Raw genomic sequence first — 13,779 nt, forward strand, 5'->3', positions numbered from 1 at the left:
AGGCTAGAAAAGCCATGATTTTTCTGACCTCCGACGCGACCTTGTTGGAAGGGTTGGTGCTTCCGCGTACTCGATCTTGTTGACGCCTAGTGATGGACCGAATTCAACCACAAGCGACACTCGAACTGCTCAATACCGAACATCCGACCTGTCGCGACGGATGCGGTGATTGAACGATTGAACCGTAGCAGGTCGATCAACAACCCCTATCTAACAGGACGCGCGGCAAGCGTCCGACATGCAGCACTGAACACATTCGACCGTTGTCAGGCGTCTTTCAGCCGCCTACCATGAATATTAGCTTTCTTTAGAGGCGGCGCGAGAATTCGGCCAAATCGTCCCGAGCGGAACGATCGGGTACTGCGTCCCACCCCGGAAGATTTTGCGCGAGCCCGGCTTCTAGCGCCAGACGTAGTCTGGGTGCGCCTACCAAGCGCCCAACAGCCAAGGTTGTAGCGTCCGACACCTCAGTCCTAGTGATTTGCCAAAGGCGTACATATTCGACGGTCGGTTCAAGCTGATCGGCAAGAAAGTCGGCGAAGTAGTTGATAGGAAGTACACCACGTTCGACAAGCGCTGCGCCCAACTGAACAGTGACACGCGTGAGCGGTGGCATTGCGCCATTGAACAAGTGCGCGTTTGGATCGATGCGCTGGGTTTCGAACACCGCCGATCCGATTGTGCGCCAGAATTCAGCCGTATCGACAGGTGCCCCCTGTGAGGAATTGAGCCCAATCAGTGCCCAGGCAATAGCTGGATAGGCTGGATTGTCGAGGCCCTGGTGTGCCGGATAGCTTAACTGCTCTCTCAGCTCGTAAGTGTCGCGCCACAAGGCTCCGAACCATTCCGTCATGTCGGGGACGCGACAGAGCACGCGTGCGACAACTATCGCTTCCGGCGAAGTCGTGACGAGTCCCGCTGGTCGACCCGTCGAGCTCACCAGACCCTGCCGCACTGCTCCTGCCAGAATCTCGGCTGCCTCGCCCGCGTCGCCATGGGCCTCCAGAATCGAAGCTTCGGACAAGACCCGATGAACTACCCAAAGAGGTTCCTCCTGGCGTATCCAGTCAAACGCGGTACTGCCAAGAGGTGTGATGCGACCAGACAACTGTACAAGTACTGTATCTCGCAGGGTTCTCTGCATCGTCACGTCGGCTTGTGCCTTCCCTGCTCGCCGCGGAGTGTCTCGCCAGATCACCTGTTGCAGCCATGCCCGAGCGATCCAGTTCCCGTCACGGCGTGCGAATACGGCATCGATAACCGTGTCAAGCCCGATTCGAAAAGTGTCAACGTCGTGAATTGCGACAGAAGCGAAACGTGCTTCAGTCACGTCGAGTAAGCCGAAGACGACAAGTGGCCCAAGGGGCATGCCCTCGCTTGAGAACACGTCTGGGGAAGCGCGAATCAAGGATGCGACCAAATTCAGATCGATTTCCGCGAAACGGCTAGCAAATCCATGCTGAAACGGCGCCGGAAAGCTCGCCAGCATCTCCATGTAGCGATCAGGCCACAGGGTCGCGGCTACTAGGTGAGCCCAGCCGTCGCCGATCCGCATGCCTTGGTAGCGAGCCCAGAGGCTTCGCGACGTCAGCGGCTGCGCGACGGTCGCTTCGGCATAACGCCGCAGGCGGTCGTTGAAGTGGGAGTTCCACAATGTCACCAGACGCGTGCGCAGGATCTCCAAGAGTGGGTAATTCTCGGCTTCATTCGCGATGCGGCTGCAGACGGCCGAAGCTAGGGCGACGTCGCTGACCCCGCCCAACATCTGCAATTCCTCGACGACGCGTAACAGTCCCTGCTGATTCACGTCGACGGCAACCTCAAAGGCTGCTCGACCCATGAGCCAGCTCAGGCGAGCATCCAGATGAAGCGGTTGCCCAGGGCCTGCGGCGACAACGATAGCGTCGCACCAATCTGTGAGGCCTGCGGCCGCGAGCCGTTCTGCAAGAGTGTCATGCGCCCCCGATCCGTCAATCGGTCGCGGCGCGAGCTCCCCGAACTCATTCGTCCGTCCTGGAGCGCGAAGCCAGTCGAGCATCGTGGCTAGGGCCACTTCGCCATCGGGCGGTCGAGAAAAGTTTGAGCTGTCCTCAATCATTCCCCGTCTCCTGAGGTGTGTTGCTCGGTTGCTCTATCCATTTCGCCAAGCGACGCAACTGGTAACCGACCTCTCGTCTCAGCGACCACGGTGGGACTGGACGGTTGGCCCAATAGGTTTCGAAGGACTCAGCTTCGGCAAATGCATCAGCTAACACCTCGCGAGTTTCGACGGGTTCAGCGACCAGCGTCATCAAGCTGATCTCGCCCTTGCCCATCTGGTTGAACGAGTGCCCGGAATGCCAAACCACATCATCGACCTGCAAGAAGCGATCGTGCAAACGACGGATCTTCGAGACGCGAATATCGATGTCTCCGAATTCCTGCGCCGGGTCCCGTAACTCGGCAATTTTCTCGAGCATCTGGTCACCGAACAATTCTCCATTAGTGTCGTGGCGTCGACTACGGTTAGGTCGCGGATTGATCAGCCCTCGTATTGCGACACCCTGATACGACGCCGCCGTCGCAAACTCTTGAAGATCGTCCGCGTCCAGATAGGGATCGACAAAGATAATTTGGGATCGCGCCGATGCAATGAGCTCCCGGATCCAAGAAACCGTTCCCTCTCTATCGCTTTCGAGGAGGCGGACGTTGCGCCGCACCGCTGGAGCCTCCATCGGTCGCAGGTCGCCGATCCGATCAGCGCGAGCCCTTTGCAGCCTCTCAAGTTGACGCAGAGCCGTTGGCGGCGGTGCAGCCGGCAGCGGTTGAGGCGGGCGAACATGAACCGTTCGTCGTGGGGCTGACGGCGTGCGCCGTGGTGGCGCAACCTCGCGCACAGTCCCTTGCGGGACTTGCGTCACGCTGACGCTGCGAAAAAACGGAAACGGCTCCTCGCGATCGAGAAGGCCGCGAAGTTCGCAGGACAGGTCGTGACTTGCAGCCGCAACCTGGGGGTGGGCTGGAGCACGAAAGCGCCCGAGAGCATTAGGGGTGCCTTCGGCACGCCAGGCCGGTACTCCCGCGCGCAGTTCTTCGACGATCAGCCGTAGGGTCGAGAGATCGGCGCCACGACGCGGAGCACCGCCGACTTCAATGGTCTCACCTGCCGTGGACTGCTCAGCGATGCGGGTCGCACAATAACGAAGAAGAGGGTTCGGAGCGATTAGCACAGCGGAGCCCAGCCAGTCGTCGTAAGCCAGCAGGTCAAAGTGAATTTTTTGCCGCAACCATTCCCGAGCGCGGATGAAGGCTTCGACCTCCGTTGATCCGTCGCGCATCGCGCTGACGGGGTCAGCCAACGCCTCCATCGGCACGAGGCGGTGCAACCGCGGCCGGCCGTGCCAAGTGGGTGAAAAGGGCGGCAAATCAGGCAAGACTGTGAATCCGTTGTAATCGGGCTCAGGCGAAAGGCGGGCCGCCACTATTGGGAAGGCCCGACCTGGGACGACCGCCCGACCTTGCTTCAGCGTCTCGTACCAAGCGATCGCGTCTCTCAACGGCAGAACGAATCGACCGACGCAGAGACGATCAGATGCAAAGTTCTGCCACCAACCCCCGTTCGGCGGCGGCGGCGGGACAGTTATTTCCGTCGGCAGGAGTTCAACGGAAGCGAAAAGCAAGTGATTGACTTTCTCTCGAATAAGGGTGACGAGGCGTATAACACCGACAGAGTAATCCCCTTCAATCAGAGTTGGCCATTCCGTAGATACTGGTCTCTGCACGGCAAAATTCGTTTCTGTCATTGCACCCATTCCCATGCTTACCGAACCAACTTCGCGAACCGTCGAAGGTACGAGCGAGGATTTAATCCATCCAGCTTTGTATTGCGGCAACGCGTCAATCAAAGCCTGCCGATATAGTCCGGCAATCGAGGACATCGGCGCGCCAATGGGCTTCGTCGATCTCAGCGCAGACATCGACCGTCCTATGCTTCTGGCCCGTACGCAGTCTCATGTAAACACCATCTACCACGCGAATTCGGCGCGATCGTTATAGGCGGCACGCGAACCCGCTTCTGCCGGTCGATTTGACGCAAAGCGGACCTTTAGCGACGACATCGTGATCATCCGCTTCATGCCAGACGTCAGCGGCCTCGCCTTGTTCGATAGCAGCGTGATCGATCTGATCGGCGTGCCTGCGATCAACCTCGGTCCACCGTTCAGGACGTTGCAAGCAGAGAACGAAGGCCGCGTCGCGGGCATGCCCTATTGATGTCCGTCATCGAGCCTTTTATGCAGATAGTGCCGCTCGTGTTTGCCGCTGAACTCCTCAAGTCGGCCAAACTCGCTATAGCCGCGCTTTTGATAAAAGCCGAGCGCCTGAAAACTGAACGTATCGAGAAAGGCGTGCTTGCAGCCGCGCTGTCGGGCTTCGCTCTCTGCGGCATTCAGTAGTCTCGATGCGTGTCCCGCGCTGCGATGCGCCTTGCTAACCCACACAATGTGGACTTCGAGATATTGCCAGTAGGTATCGGCTAGCAGGCCCCGATGATACTGCCGTCTGGGTCGCGAGCAAACACGCGCAACAACTTGAAGTCTTTTACGGTAAACGCGGCGTTGTAGGCGCGGAGTTGCGATACGACGAAAGCATCATCGTCGGCATTCTGCACGTCGGTGACTTCGATTTTCATGATTGATTGGCACGACACCCGGAGAGCGAAGAGTAGCAAAATGCCCTTGCGCTGCGCAAACCAGTCTCTGGATTGTCGATGGGCCAAGCAAGATCTTTGGAAGGCTGCTTTTGCCGACTTTTGCCCTATATACGGCGCGTAACCTGCAGGCGGTCCCGTTTCGCGTTCAGAGAACCCGTAGATTCCGGATCTTTCCGATGGTCGGCGACCGGCTCAGGATGAGTTCTGTGATGTACTCGGGCAGGAGTGCGCGCGGGATGTTGCCAGGAATCCCGCCAACGAGTTGCGAGGGGACCTGGACGATTAACGCGTCAGGATCGTTCCTCAGGTTGTGTTCGTAACTGACCCGGTAATCCATATTGGTATGTCGCGGCCGCTAGCGTGACGGATAGCAGATGCGGCGTTCAACGTGCAGTCTCAACGTTGAGCGGCGTAACTGGAATACTGGTAAAAACCGCGAATTCTCATGCTCCGCTACATCTCCAATGATCGGCGCCGATCCCAATGCCGGCGCGGCAGACAGCCGGTTCAGGTGCATCAGGGAGGCATTTTTCCAGAGGCGTGACGGTATACTTGGTGCAAAAAACGACGGTATACCGTCAAGTATACCGTCACAATGCTGCAGCTCTGGGTGGATTTGGTGAGACGACGGTAGACAGTCGTTTAGCCAAAAGCTGAATCATTTCAACGGCTTTTAGCCGTCCTGAGACGTGCTGAGCATCCGCTCCACGTACCGTGCGATCAGATCAATCTCCAGATTAACCTTCGCCCCCTCACGCAGATTCTTAAGCGCAGTCACCTCAACCGTGTGCGGAATCAGGTTAATGGAAAACTCACAACCATCATCGCGATCCTTCACCGCGTTGACCGTCAGGCTCACGCCATTCACAGTAATCGAGCCCTTGTACGCGAGATAACGCCCAATCTCCCGCGGCGCCAGCACACGCAATTCGTGCGACTCGCCAACCGGCGCGAAATGCGTCACCGTCCCAAGTCCATCCACATGACCCGACACGATATGCCCACCAAGCCGGTCATGCGCGCGTAGCGCTTTCTCGAGATTGACCTCACCCGGCTCGCCAAGCCCGGCCGTGCAGTTAAGGCTCTCGCGCGACACATCCACTTCGAACGAATCCGCCGTCTTGGCCACCACGGTCATGCAGGCGCCTTGAATCGTGATGCTGTCGCCAAGCTGGACGTCCTCGAGATCGAGGCCACCTGCGTTGACATTCAGGCGGACGCCTGCGTCCCCGTCACTGCCGAGGGGCTTGACTGATTCGATGCGGCCGACCGCCGCGACGATTCCGGTAAACATCGTGCTGGTTCCTTGTTTAATTCCCAGTAGGGCGGGGCGCGGATGGCGGCGCGAAGCGCGCCAGAATCCGCAGGTCGTCGCCAATCCGGTCGACGGCGTGAAAGTTCAGACGTACACGGTCTTCGAGCGCGAGCGGTGCGATCAGGCTGAACATGCCCATCGAGTCGGTGCCGAGCAGACTCGGCGCCAGATAGACCAGCAACTCGTCGACACAGCCTTCGCGCAACAGCGAGCCGTTCAATTTATAGCCAGCCTCGACGTGCAACTCATTAACCTGGCGTTCGCCGAGCACCTTCAGCATGGCAGGCAGATCCACCTTGCCGGTGGCGTTCGCCATTTGAATGATTTCCGCGCCACGATCGCGCAATACGCTAGCGCGCTCGGTGTGACGCTCATCCAGGTTGCCGCAGAAAATCAGCGTCGGTGCGCCGGCCAGAATTTGCGCCGTAGGCGGCACATCGAGCTGGCTGTCGATCAACACACGTTGCGGCTGGCGCGGTGTATCCACGGCTCGCACCGTCATGCGCGGATCGTCTTCCCTCACAGTACCAATGCCCGTGAGGATCGCCGATGCGCGGGCGCGCCACGCATGGCCATCGGCGCGTGCGGCTTCTCCCGTGATCCATTGGCTTTCACCGGATGGCAGTCCGGTGCGGCCGTCGAGCGAGGCGGCCACTTTCAATCGCACCCATGGCCTGCCGCGCGTCATGCGCGACACAAAGCCGATGTTCAGTTCAGCGGCTTCATTGGCGAGCAGGCCGCAGCGCACTTCGATGCCCGCATCGCGCAGCATCTTGAGACCGCGCCCCGACACCTGGGGATTCGGATCTTCCATGGCCGCGACCACGCGTTCCACTTGCGCCTCGATCAGCGCGTTGGCGCACGGTGGCGTGCGGCCGAAGTGGCTGCATGGTTCGAGCGTTACGTAGGCCGTAGCGCCGCGCAGATCGTGGCCGCGCGAACGCGCATCCTTCAGCGCCCGCACTTCGGCATGGTCCTGTCCTGCCGGCTGCGTGAAGCCCTCGCCAATCACCTCGCCGTTCTTGACCAGCACGCAGCCGACGCGCGGGTTCGGATCGGTCGTGTACATGCCGCGCTTCGCGAGAGCCAGCGCGCGTTCCATATGAACGAAATCGGTTTGCGAGAACATCGGCGTCCGTTAAGTGCTGTGGCGTGTTCTGTCGTGAGTAGTGGTGACCTGAAGCATGCTTCTGGCGCCTCAGACGGTCAGCGCGGCGAAGGCGCGGCGTGCCGCATCGATCGTGGCGTCGAGGATCGCATCGTCGTGAGCAATCGATACGAAGCCTGCCTCATAAGCCGACGGCGCGAAGTACACGCCCGCGTCGAGCATCTTGTGAAAGAACGCGTTGAAGCGCGGTACGTCGCTCTTCGTGACTTCGGCAAAGCTCGCCGGAATCTTGTCCGCGAAGTAGAGGCCGAACATGCCGCCGAGCGAATCCGCCGCGAACGGCACTTTTGCTTCGCGCGCTGCGTTGCTTAGCCCCTGCACGAGACGCGTGGTACATGCGCTGAGCGTCTCGTAGAAGCCCGGTGCCTGGATCAGTTGCAACGTCTTCAGACCAGCCGCCACGGCGATCGGGTTGCCCGACAGCGTGCCCGCCTGGTAGACGCCGCCGAGCGGCGCGAGGTGGGCCATGATGTCGCGGCGACCGCCGAATGCCGCCGCCGGCATCCCGCCCCCGATTACTTTGCCGAGGCACGTGAGGTCCGGCGTAATGCCGTAGATCTGCTGGGCGCCGCCGAGGGCGACGCGGAAGCCGCACATCACTTCGTCGAAGATCAGCACGGAGCCGTAATCGGTGCACAGCCGCCGCAGGGTGTTCAGGAACTCGGGCGTGGCGCGCACGAGGTTCATGTTGCCCGCCACCGGCTCGACGATCACCGAAGCGATCTCGTCGCCGAACGCCTTGAACGCTTCTTCGAGCGCGGCGACGTTGTTGTATTCGAGGACGGTGGTGTGCTTGGCGATATCTACCGGTACGCCTGCCGAAGTCGGGTTCCCGAACGTCAGCAGGCCCGAGCCGGCTTTGACGAGCAGGCTGTCCGCGTGTCCGTGATAGCAGCCTTCGAACTTGACGATACGGCTGCGGTTCGTGAAGCCGCGGGCGAGACGCAGCGCGCTCATGGTGGCTTCCGTGCCGCTCGACACCATGCGCACCTGTTCGATCGACGGCACCAGCTTGCAGATTTCCTCGGCAATCTCGACTTCGGATTCGGTTGGCGCGCCGAACGAAAAACCGTTGACCAGTACCTTCTGCACGGCTTCGAGCACTTCGGGATGGACGTGGCCGAGGATCATCGGGCCCCACGAGCCGATGTAGTCGATATACCGCTGACCGTCCGCATCCCAGAAGTAGGCGCCTTGCGCACGCTCGATGAAGCGCGGCGTGCCGCCGACCGAACGGAAAGCGCGCACGGGCGAGTTGACGCCACCCGGGATGGTGAGCTGGGCGCGCTCGAAAAGCGCTTCGTTCCGGGAATTGCTGGACATGGACGTTGGACCTGTCAGAAAGGGATGCACAGGGGCGAGCAGGGTCGACCGGCAGCCGGAGGAGACTCCGGCCCGCATGCTCGTTTCCCTGTTTCGCGGCGGCTGAATGGTTATCTGAAATTGTACCGGAGTCGCGCACAGTCGGCGGGCGGCGGGGCGCAGCGGGGGTTGGGGAGATTGGCCGGGCGTGCGGTGCGGCGAGGCAATGCCGCTTTTGAAGCGCCGATATTTATTGGTATCCTCGTCCATCATGCGCGACACCCTTATTTCCGCAGCGGCCGCGACCGCCGAACCCGAGACCCCAGCCGCTCCTGCATCGGCAACCACGCCGCCGGGTGCGGGCGCGTCGCGCGCGAACTACGTTTATGCACAACTGCGCGACGACATCTTCGAATTGCGGCTGCTGCCCGGGGACCGTCTGACCGAAGGCGGCATCGCGGAGCGTTTCAACGTCTCGCGTACACCTGCGCGCGAAGCCTTGCAGCGGCTGCAGGGCGACGGTCTGATGCAAGGTTACGTGCGCGGCGGCTGGGAAGTCGTGCCGATCGACTTCAAGCGCTTCGACGATCTGTACGAGATGCGCGAGCTGATCGAAACCTTCGCGATTCGACGCCTTTGTCAGCGCGATGGGCCGCTTTCCGCCGCGTTGAGCGGTCTCCTCGATCAACTTGATGTGATCTGGCAGGCGCCAGCGGGCGAACGTCTCACTGACGGCCGCGAAGTGGCGGCGCTCGACGAAGCGTTTCATCTGGCGCTGGTGTCGGCAACCGACAACGACGAACTGGCAGCCGCCCTGCAGCGCGTCACGGACCGTATTCGCGTCGTGCGACGGCTCGATCTCGTGTACGGCAATTGCATCGACGAAACCTACGAGGAGCACGCCGCCATCCTCGCGGCGATCCGTGCGGGCGATACCAACGCGGCGGTCGACTGCATCGCCCGGCACATTCACGGCAGTCAGGCCGAAGTCCGCAAGCTGACCGTGCACCGGCTCCATAGCGTGCGCACCAAGGCGGATCGCGCCGCAGTGACGGGCGCACCGCCGAAGGGCCGCGGCACCATCTAGATTCACCTGGGACTCACCCGGCGGCAACGCGATGCCCGCGGCCGGCTTTGTTCCTCCGGCTGGAAACCCCCGTCCCCTAAGGATCTTCTCTCGATCGGACCGGCTCGGGCATTCAATCGGCATGTTTCTCGCTAATGTCGACGAGCTTGTATACATAGGGCGCCGGCTGTAGTCCAAGCGAATCCGGGGTGATTCGAGCGGCTCGCGCCATTCGAACCGGAGAGCACCAATGAATAGCCGCACGCATGCGTTGGACGGCACGGCCACGCCAATCGCGCCGTCAATCGCACGCACCCGCTGGTTTCAGCTTGCCCTCGGGCTCGTCTGCATGATGACGATCTCGAGCCCGCAGTATGTCTGGACCCTGATGACCAAACCGCTTGCCGCCAAGCTCGGCATCGCGTTGCCGGAGTTGCAGGTCACCTTCTCGATTCTTGTGTTGTTGCAGGCGTTCTTTTCGCCGTTTCAGGGCGCGCTCATCGATCGCTTCGGCCCGCGCCTGCTGATCTCGATCGGCACGCTGCTGGCGGGCGTGAGCTGGGTGCTGGCTTCCTACGCGCACAGCACGCCGATGCTGTATCTCACCTATGGCGGCGTCGGCGGTCTCGGTACCGGCATCGTCTATGTCGGCGTGGTGGGACTGATGGTCCGCTGGTTTCCCGACCGACGCGGTTTCGCGGCCGGCGCGGTGGCGGCCGGCTACGGCATGGGCGCGATTGTGACGACCTTTCCGATCGCGGCATCGCTGGCTTCGCGCGGCGTAGAGTCGACGCTGTGGCTGTTCGGGATCGTCTTTGCCGCGGTCGGGTTCATCGCTTCACAGGGGCTGCGCGTGCCGCCGGCGGATCTGGGCGCGAGCGTGCCGAGTGCGCTCACGGGGGTCGCTCCGCGCGACTTTCGACCGTCTGAGATGCTCAAGCAGCCGCTCTTCTGGTTGATGTTCCTGATGATGACGATGATGGCGACCTCCGGCCTGATGGTCACATCGCAGATGGCGACTTTCGCCGCCGACTTCGGCGTGAGCAAAGTCATGGTGTTCGGGCTGGCGGCGTTGCCTCTGGCGTTGACCATCGACCGCTTCACGAACGGTCTGACGCGGCCGTTGTTCGGATGGGTCTCGGATCGGCTGGGCCGTGAAAACACAATGGGATTCGCCTTCGCGCTGGAGGGCGTGGCCATGACGCTCTGGCTGCTGACGCGCGATAACGCGGTGCTGTTCGTGCTACTTTCGGGCCTCGTGTTCTTTGGCTGGGGAGAAATCTTCTCGCTGTTCCCGTCGACCTTGACCGATACATTCGGTACCCGTTACGCAACCGCGAACTACGGTTGGCTCTATATTTCGTTCGGCGTGGGCTCGATTTTCGGCGGTCCGCTGGCCGCACTGCTGCATCAGCATACGGGTAGCTGGATCCCGGTGTTTGGCTGCGCGATTGCGCTCGACCTCGGCACGGCCGCGCTGGCGATGCTGGTGTTGAAACCGGCACGTGGACGCTTCCTGAAGGCGTTGGCACGTTAAGCGTTTTGGAGTTGCTAGTGGTGGGGCGCTCGCGAGGCCCCGCAACGCGCCTCGTGAACGCAGCAGGCAAACCCGTCAGGCTGCAGGTTTGCTTCGACGCGGGCTTTTACGCGTCACGCTGGCGGACTTCAGCTTCGCTTCTGCGGCTTGTTTCGCCGCCGCATGAGCCGAGACCTTGCTGGAGTGGGTCGGACCCGCCGGCGCATCGAGCTTCGGCGGTTTGCGCTTGCCTGTCAGCTCGGCCCAGCGTTTCTCTAGCGCGCCTTCGGCGACCGGCTTGATCGAGGTTCCCGATGCCTGCGCATCCCACGTCTGCACGGAGAACGGGTGTACGCGCAAAGCCTCGCGCGTGACGACGACTTCCTGATTCGCGTCGACGAGCCAGTCGTAGACGAAATCAATGCAAAGACGATAGCCACGTTTCGAATGGACATCGGGCACCTCGTACGGAGCGCGCGTGACGTAGCCGGAGCCGAATACCCCGCGCGGTTCCTGACTGACGCGATGAACGAACACGCGATCGCCCGGCAGGATGCTGCGCGCGACGCCACAGCCCCAGACATCAGTTACCGCTTCGCCGGCGGCGACACGTTTGGCGATATCGGGCAGTTCTGGCCAAGGCCATTTCTTGGGGCTCCAGATCAACAGGAAGGCGGTCATAACGGGCTAGAAGCGGGTGCGTTGGAATGGCCGTGACGGGCTCAGGCGGGAGCTTAACCGATTGACGGCATAGCTGCGTTCGTCGTCCGCTGCGCGTGCCGAAGGTCTACTGCACCCAGGCGAGAGGGCGACGCCCCGTTAACCGTCGCGTACAATTACATCTGTAATACCGCAATCTTTGCTGTTTCCCTGCAGTCCGACGCGTGGTTGGCGGGCTGCCTCTTCTGGATTCCCATGTCTCACGTCACCCGACGCCGGCCCGATGGCCGGCTGATCCTGTTGCTCGGCGCGCTCGCCGCGTGCGGGCCGATTTCGATCGACATGTACCTGCCGAGCCTGCCATCAATTGCGCAGGCGTTTCTGGTCAGCACGAGTGCCGCACAGACGACGCTCACGAGTTTCATGCTTGGCTTTTCGGTCGGGATGTTGCTGTACGGACCGCTCTCCGACTCCTACGGACGACGGCCGGTGTTGCTGGGCGGCATCATCATGTATGCGCTTGCGAGCATCGCATGCGGGTTTTCGTTTTCGATTGGATCGCTGGTGACGTTCCGTTTTGTGCAGGCACTTGGCGCGGGTGCGGCATCCGTGCTCTCACGTGCGATTGCGCGCGACGCACACGAACCGGCCGATGCGGCGCGGGTGTTGTCGATGCTATCGATCGTGACTTCTATTGGACCGTTGTTGGCGCCGCTGATTGGCGGGCAGTTGCTGTTGCTGGGTGGATGGCGCGTGGTGTTCGTTGCGTTGACTTTGTTTGGCACGGTGTGCGCGGTGACGGCTTATCTGAAGGTTCCGGAGACATGGCCGCCTGAGAAGCGCAAGCACTCGGCGGTGCTGCAATCGTTTGGGGTGTACGGGAAGTTGCTGAGGGATCCGGTGGCATGGGGGCTGATGTTATGCGGCGGGATGGCATTTGCATCGATGTTCGCGTACATCACCGCGACGCCATTTGTGTATATCGAGTATTTCCACGTTTCTGCGCAGCATTATGGGTTTTTGTTTGGGCTCAATATTGTTGGGATCATGTTTGGCAATTTTCTCAACACACGGTTGATTGGGCGGTTGGGGTCGTTGCCGATCATTTCCTTTTCGGCGATCGTCAGTTGTGTGGCTTCGTTGTTTGTTTGTCTGGTTTGCCTGACGGGGTGGGGTGGGTTGTGGTCGATCGTTGCCGGGTTGTTTTTTGTGGTCGGGGTGGTGGGGTTGTTGTCGGCCAATTGCACGACGGATTTGATGCATCGGTATCCTCATAATGCGGGGGCGGCTGCGGCGGTTTTTGGGGCAGTGCAGTTGGCGCTTGGCGCGGCTTCTAGTCTTGCTGTGGGGCTTTGGCAAGGGGTTTCGCCTACCGGTATGGGGGTTACTGTTGGGGTTGCTGGGGTGCTTTGTTTTTGTGGAAGGGGGTTGGTTTTGCGGTGGCATAGGAGTGGGGTTTAGGGGTTTTTTTGCCTGCGCGGCGCTTGTCGGTGTTCTTGCTGCTTTGGCCTTTCCTTGCTTTGTTAGTGGTCTATTAGCGTTGCCCCTGTGCGGGGCGGCACCTACTTTTCTTTGCCGCCGCAAAGAAAAGTAGGCAAAAGAAAGCGGGCTTCCAACCGCTAGCCTGTAGGTGTCCACCACTGGCATGAAGCCGGAGAGGTCCGCGCACGGGACCGTCCCTCGCACCACTCCCCTCAGTGACAAAGCGCTCATCCACCCCACTCCGCACTACGTGCGTCGCGGATGGGTCTGCAAGGGAAAGCGGGGTTGTGGGAATGCTTAGAGCGCCGCGCTTTACGGCGTCCCGGAAGCGAGATGAAGAAACGGCTCAAGCTGCCGAACAAAGGCTGCCTAATATAGTTAGCTTTCCTACAGAGTTTCCTGGGGCGTTGTGCCCGACGGCGGGGTGCGCAGCGCGACGCTGGAACGGATGACTGCCTTGTCACTAACGGACGCAGCGCGAGGGCGGAACGCGTGCGCGGACCACTCTGGTTTCATGCCAGTGGTGGACACCTACTGGCTAGCGGTTGGAAGCCCGCTTTCTTTTGCCTACTTTTCTTTG

General features: G+C 60.9%; 13 protein-coding genes. 4 read left to right on the plus strand and 9 right to left on the minus strand.

Translation table 11 applies throughout. The annotated features are described in order from the left end of the window. Positions 1 to 307: 307 nt before the first annotated feature. Together P3T20_RS11240 and P3T20_RS11245 are read right to left on the minus strand one after the other, a co-directional pair. A complete protein-coding gene (locus P3T20_RS11240; RefSeq protein WP_429286918.1) occupies positions 308 to 1,840 on the minus strand; it encodes a hypothetical protein in 1,533 nt (510 codons plus the stop codon). A 250-nt stretch (positions 1,841 to 2,090) separates the two neighbouring features. Continuing rightward, positions 2,091 to 3,917 (minus strand): VPA1262 family N-terminal domain-containing protein, encoded by a 1,827-nt coding sequence (locus tag P3T20_RS11245; RefSeq protein WP_429286919.1) that lies wholly within the window; start codon positions 3,915 to 3,917, stop codon positions 2,091 to 2,093. Positions 3,918 to 4,113: 196 nt separating this feature from the next. Between P3T20_RS11245 and P3T20_RS11250 the strand changes: the two genes are divergently transcribed. Then, positions 4,114 to 4,251: a hypothetical protein gene (locus P3T20_RS11250; protein ID WP_429286920.1), complete on the plus strand. Its 138-nt coding sequence runs from the start codon at positions 4,114 to 4,116 to the stop codon at positions 4,249 to 4,251. On the opposite strand, the gene P3T20_RS11255 is transcribed toward P3T20_RS11250, so the two are convergent. From P3T20_RS11255 to hemL, 6 genes are all read right to left on the minus strand, one after another. Further along, positions 4,245 to 4,478, minus strand: a complete 234-nt coding sequence (locus P3T20_RS11255) for a GNAT family N-acetyltransferase (protein WP_429286921.1) — start codon at positions 4,476 to 4,478, stop codon at positions 4,245 to 4,247. The two genes, P3T20_RS11250 and P3T20_RS11255, sit on opposite strands and share 7 nt — an antisense overlap. A gap of 35 nt (positions 4,479 to 4,513) precedes the next feature. Continuing rightward, on the minus strand, positions 4,514 to 4,669 hold the full coding sequence (locus P3T20_RS11260; protein ID WP_429286922.1) for a hypothetical protein: 156 nt from the start codon (positions 4,667 to 4,669) through the stop codon (positions 4,514 to 4,516). Between the two features lie 166 nt (positions 4,670 to 4,835). Then, on the minus strand, positions 4,836 to 5,027 hold the full coding sequence (locus P3T20_RS11265; RefSeq protein WP_429286923.1) for a hypothetical protein: 192 nt from the start codon (positions 5,025 to 5,027) through the stop codon (positions 4,836 to 4,838). Positions 5,028 to 5,363: 336 nt separating this feature from the next. Continuing rightward, positions 5,364 to 5,984 (minus strand): riboflavin synthase, encoded by a 621-nt coding sequence (locus P3T20_RS11270; protein WP_429286924.1) that lies wholly within the window; start codon positions 5,982 to 5,984, stop codon positions 5,364 to 5,366. 16 nt (positions 5,985 to 6,000) lie between these two features. After that, positions 6,001 to 7,134, minus strand: coding sequence for a bifunctional diaminohydroxyphosphoribosylaminopyrimidine deaminase/5-amino-6-(5-phosphoribosylamino)uracil reductase RibD (gene ribD / locus P3T20_RS11275; protein ID WP_074263610.1), 1,134 nt, complete (start codon positions 7,132 to 7,134; stop codon positions 6,001 to 6,003). A 69-nt stretch (positions 7,135 to 7,203) separates the two neighbouring features. Further along, on the minus strand, positions 7,204 to 8,496 hold the full coding sequence (hemL, locus tag P3T20_RS11280; RefSeq protein ID WP_074263611.1) for a glutamate-1-semialdehyde 2,1-aminomutase: 1,293 nt from the start codon (positions 8,494 to 8,496) through the stop codon (positions 7,204 to 7,206). A 250-nt stretch (positions 8,497 to 8,746) separates the two neighbouring features. On the opposite strand from hemL, the gene P3T20_RS11285 reads away from it, so the two are divergent. Together P3T20_RS11285 and oxlT are read left to right on the plus strand one after the other, a co-directional pair. Beyond that, entirely contained in the window at positions 8,747 to 9,562 is an 816-nt protein-coding gene (locus tag P3T20_RS11285; RefSeq protein WP_074263612.1) for a GntR family transcriptional regulator, read from the plus strand. A gap of 229 nt (positions 9,563 to 9,791) precedes the next feature. After that, positions 9,792 to 11,078, plus strand: a complete 1,287-nt coding sequence (gene oxlT, locus P3T20_RS11290; protein ID WP_074263613.1) for an oxalate/formate MFS antiporter — start codon at positions 9,792 to 9,794, stop codon at positions 11,076 to 11,078. A 75-nt stretch (positions 11,079 to 11,153) separates the two neighbouring features. On the opposite strand, the gene P3T20_RS11295 is transcribed toward oxlT, so the two are convergent. Further along, on the minus strand, positions 11,154 to 11,738 hold the full coding sequence (locus tag P3T20_RS11295) for a hypothetical protein (protein WP_074263614.1): 585 nt from the start codon (positions 11,736 to 11,738) through the stop codon (positions 11,154 to 11,156). A gap of 234 nt (positions 11,739 to 11,972) precedes the next feature. Here P3T20_RS11295 and P3T20_RS11300 point away from each other — a divergent pair, with 234 nt between their 5' ends. Beyond that, entirely contained in the window at positions 11,973 to 13,178 is a 1,206-nt protein-coding gene (locus P3T20_RS11300; protein WP_074263615.1) for a Bcr/CflA family multidrug efflux MFS transporter, read from the plus strand. The last annotated feature ends 601 nt before the right edge of the window (positions 13,179 to 13,779 follow it).

The sequence above is a fragment of the Paraburkholderia sp. GAS206C genome (assembly GCF_050435645.1).
Taxonomy (GTDB): domain Bacteria; phylum Pseudomonadota; class Gammaproteobacteria; order Burkholderiales; family Burkholderiaceae; genus Paraburkholderia; species Paraburkholderia phenazinium_B.

Coding starts and splice junctions, on each gene's coding strand:
- P3T20_RS11270 (WP_429286924.1), bottom strand. CDS start 5,984: ATGTTTACCGGAATCGTCGCGGCGGTCGGCCGCATCGAATCAGTCAAG.
- P3T20_RS11295 (WP_074263614.1), bottom strand. CDS start 11,738: ATGACCGCCTTCCTGTTGATCTGGAGCCCCAAGAAATGGCCTTGGCCA.
- P3T20_RS11250 (WP_429286920.1), top strand. CDS start 4,114: ATGCCAGACGTCAGCGGCCTCGCCTTGTTCGATAGCAGCGTGATCGAT.
- P3T20_RS11245 (WP_429286919.1), bottom strand. CDS start 3,917: ATGTCCTCGATTGCCGGACTATATCGGCAGGCTTTGATTGACGCGTTG.
- oxlT (WP_074263613.1), top strand. CDS start 9,792: ATGAATAGCCGCACGCATGCGTTGGACGGCACGGCCACGCCAATCGCG.
- hemL (WP_074263611.1), bottom strand. CDS start 8,496: ATGTCCAGCAATTCCCGGAACGAAGCGCTTTTCGAGCGCGCCCAGCTC.
- P3T20_RS11265 (WP_429286923.1), bottom strand. CDS start 5,027: ATGGATTACCGGGTCAGTTACGAACACAACCTGAGGAACGATCCTGAC.
- P3T20_RS11285 (WP_074263612.1), top strand. CDS start 8,747: ATGCGCGACACCCTTATTTCCGCAGCGGCCGCGACCGCCGAACCCGAG.
- P3T20_RS11260 (WP_429286922.1), bottom strand. CDS start 4,669: ATGAAAATCGAAGTCACCGACGTGCAGAATGCCGACGATGATGCTTTC.
- ribD (WP_074263610.1), bottom strand. CDS start 7,134: ATGTTCTCGCAAACCGATTTCGTTCATATGGAACGCGCGCTGGCTCTC.
- P3T20_RS11300 (WP_074263615.1), top strand. CDS start 11,973: ATGTCTCACGTCACCCGACGCCGGCCCGATGGCCGGCTGATCCTGTTG.
- P3T20_RS11240 (WP_429286918.1), bottom strand. CDS start 1,840: ATGGGTCGAGCAGCCTTTGAGGTTGCCGTCGACGTGAATCAGCAGGGA.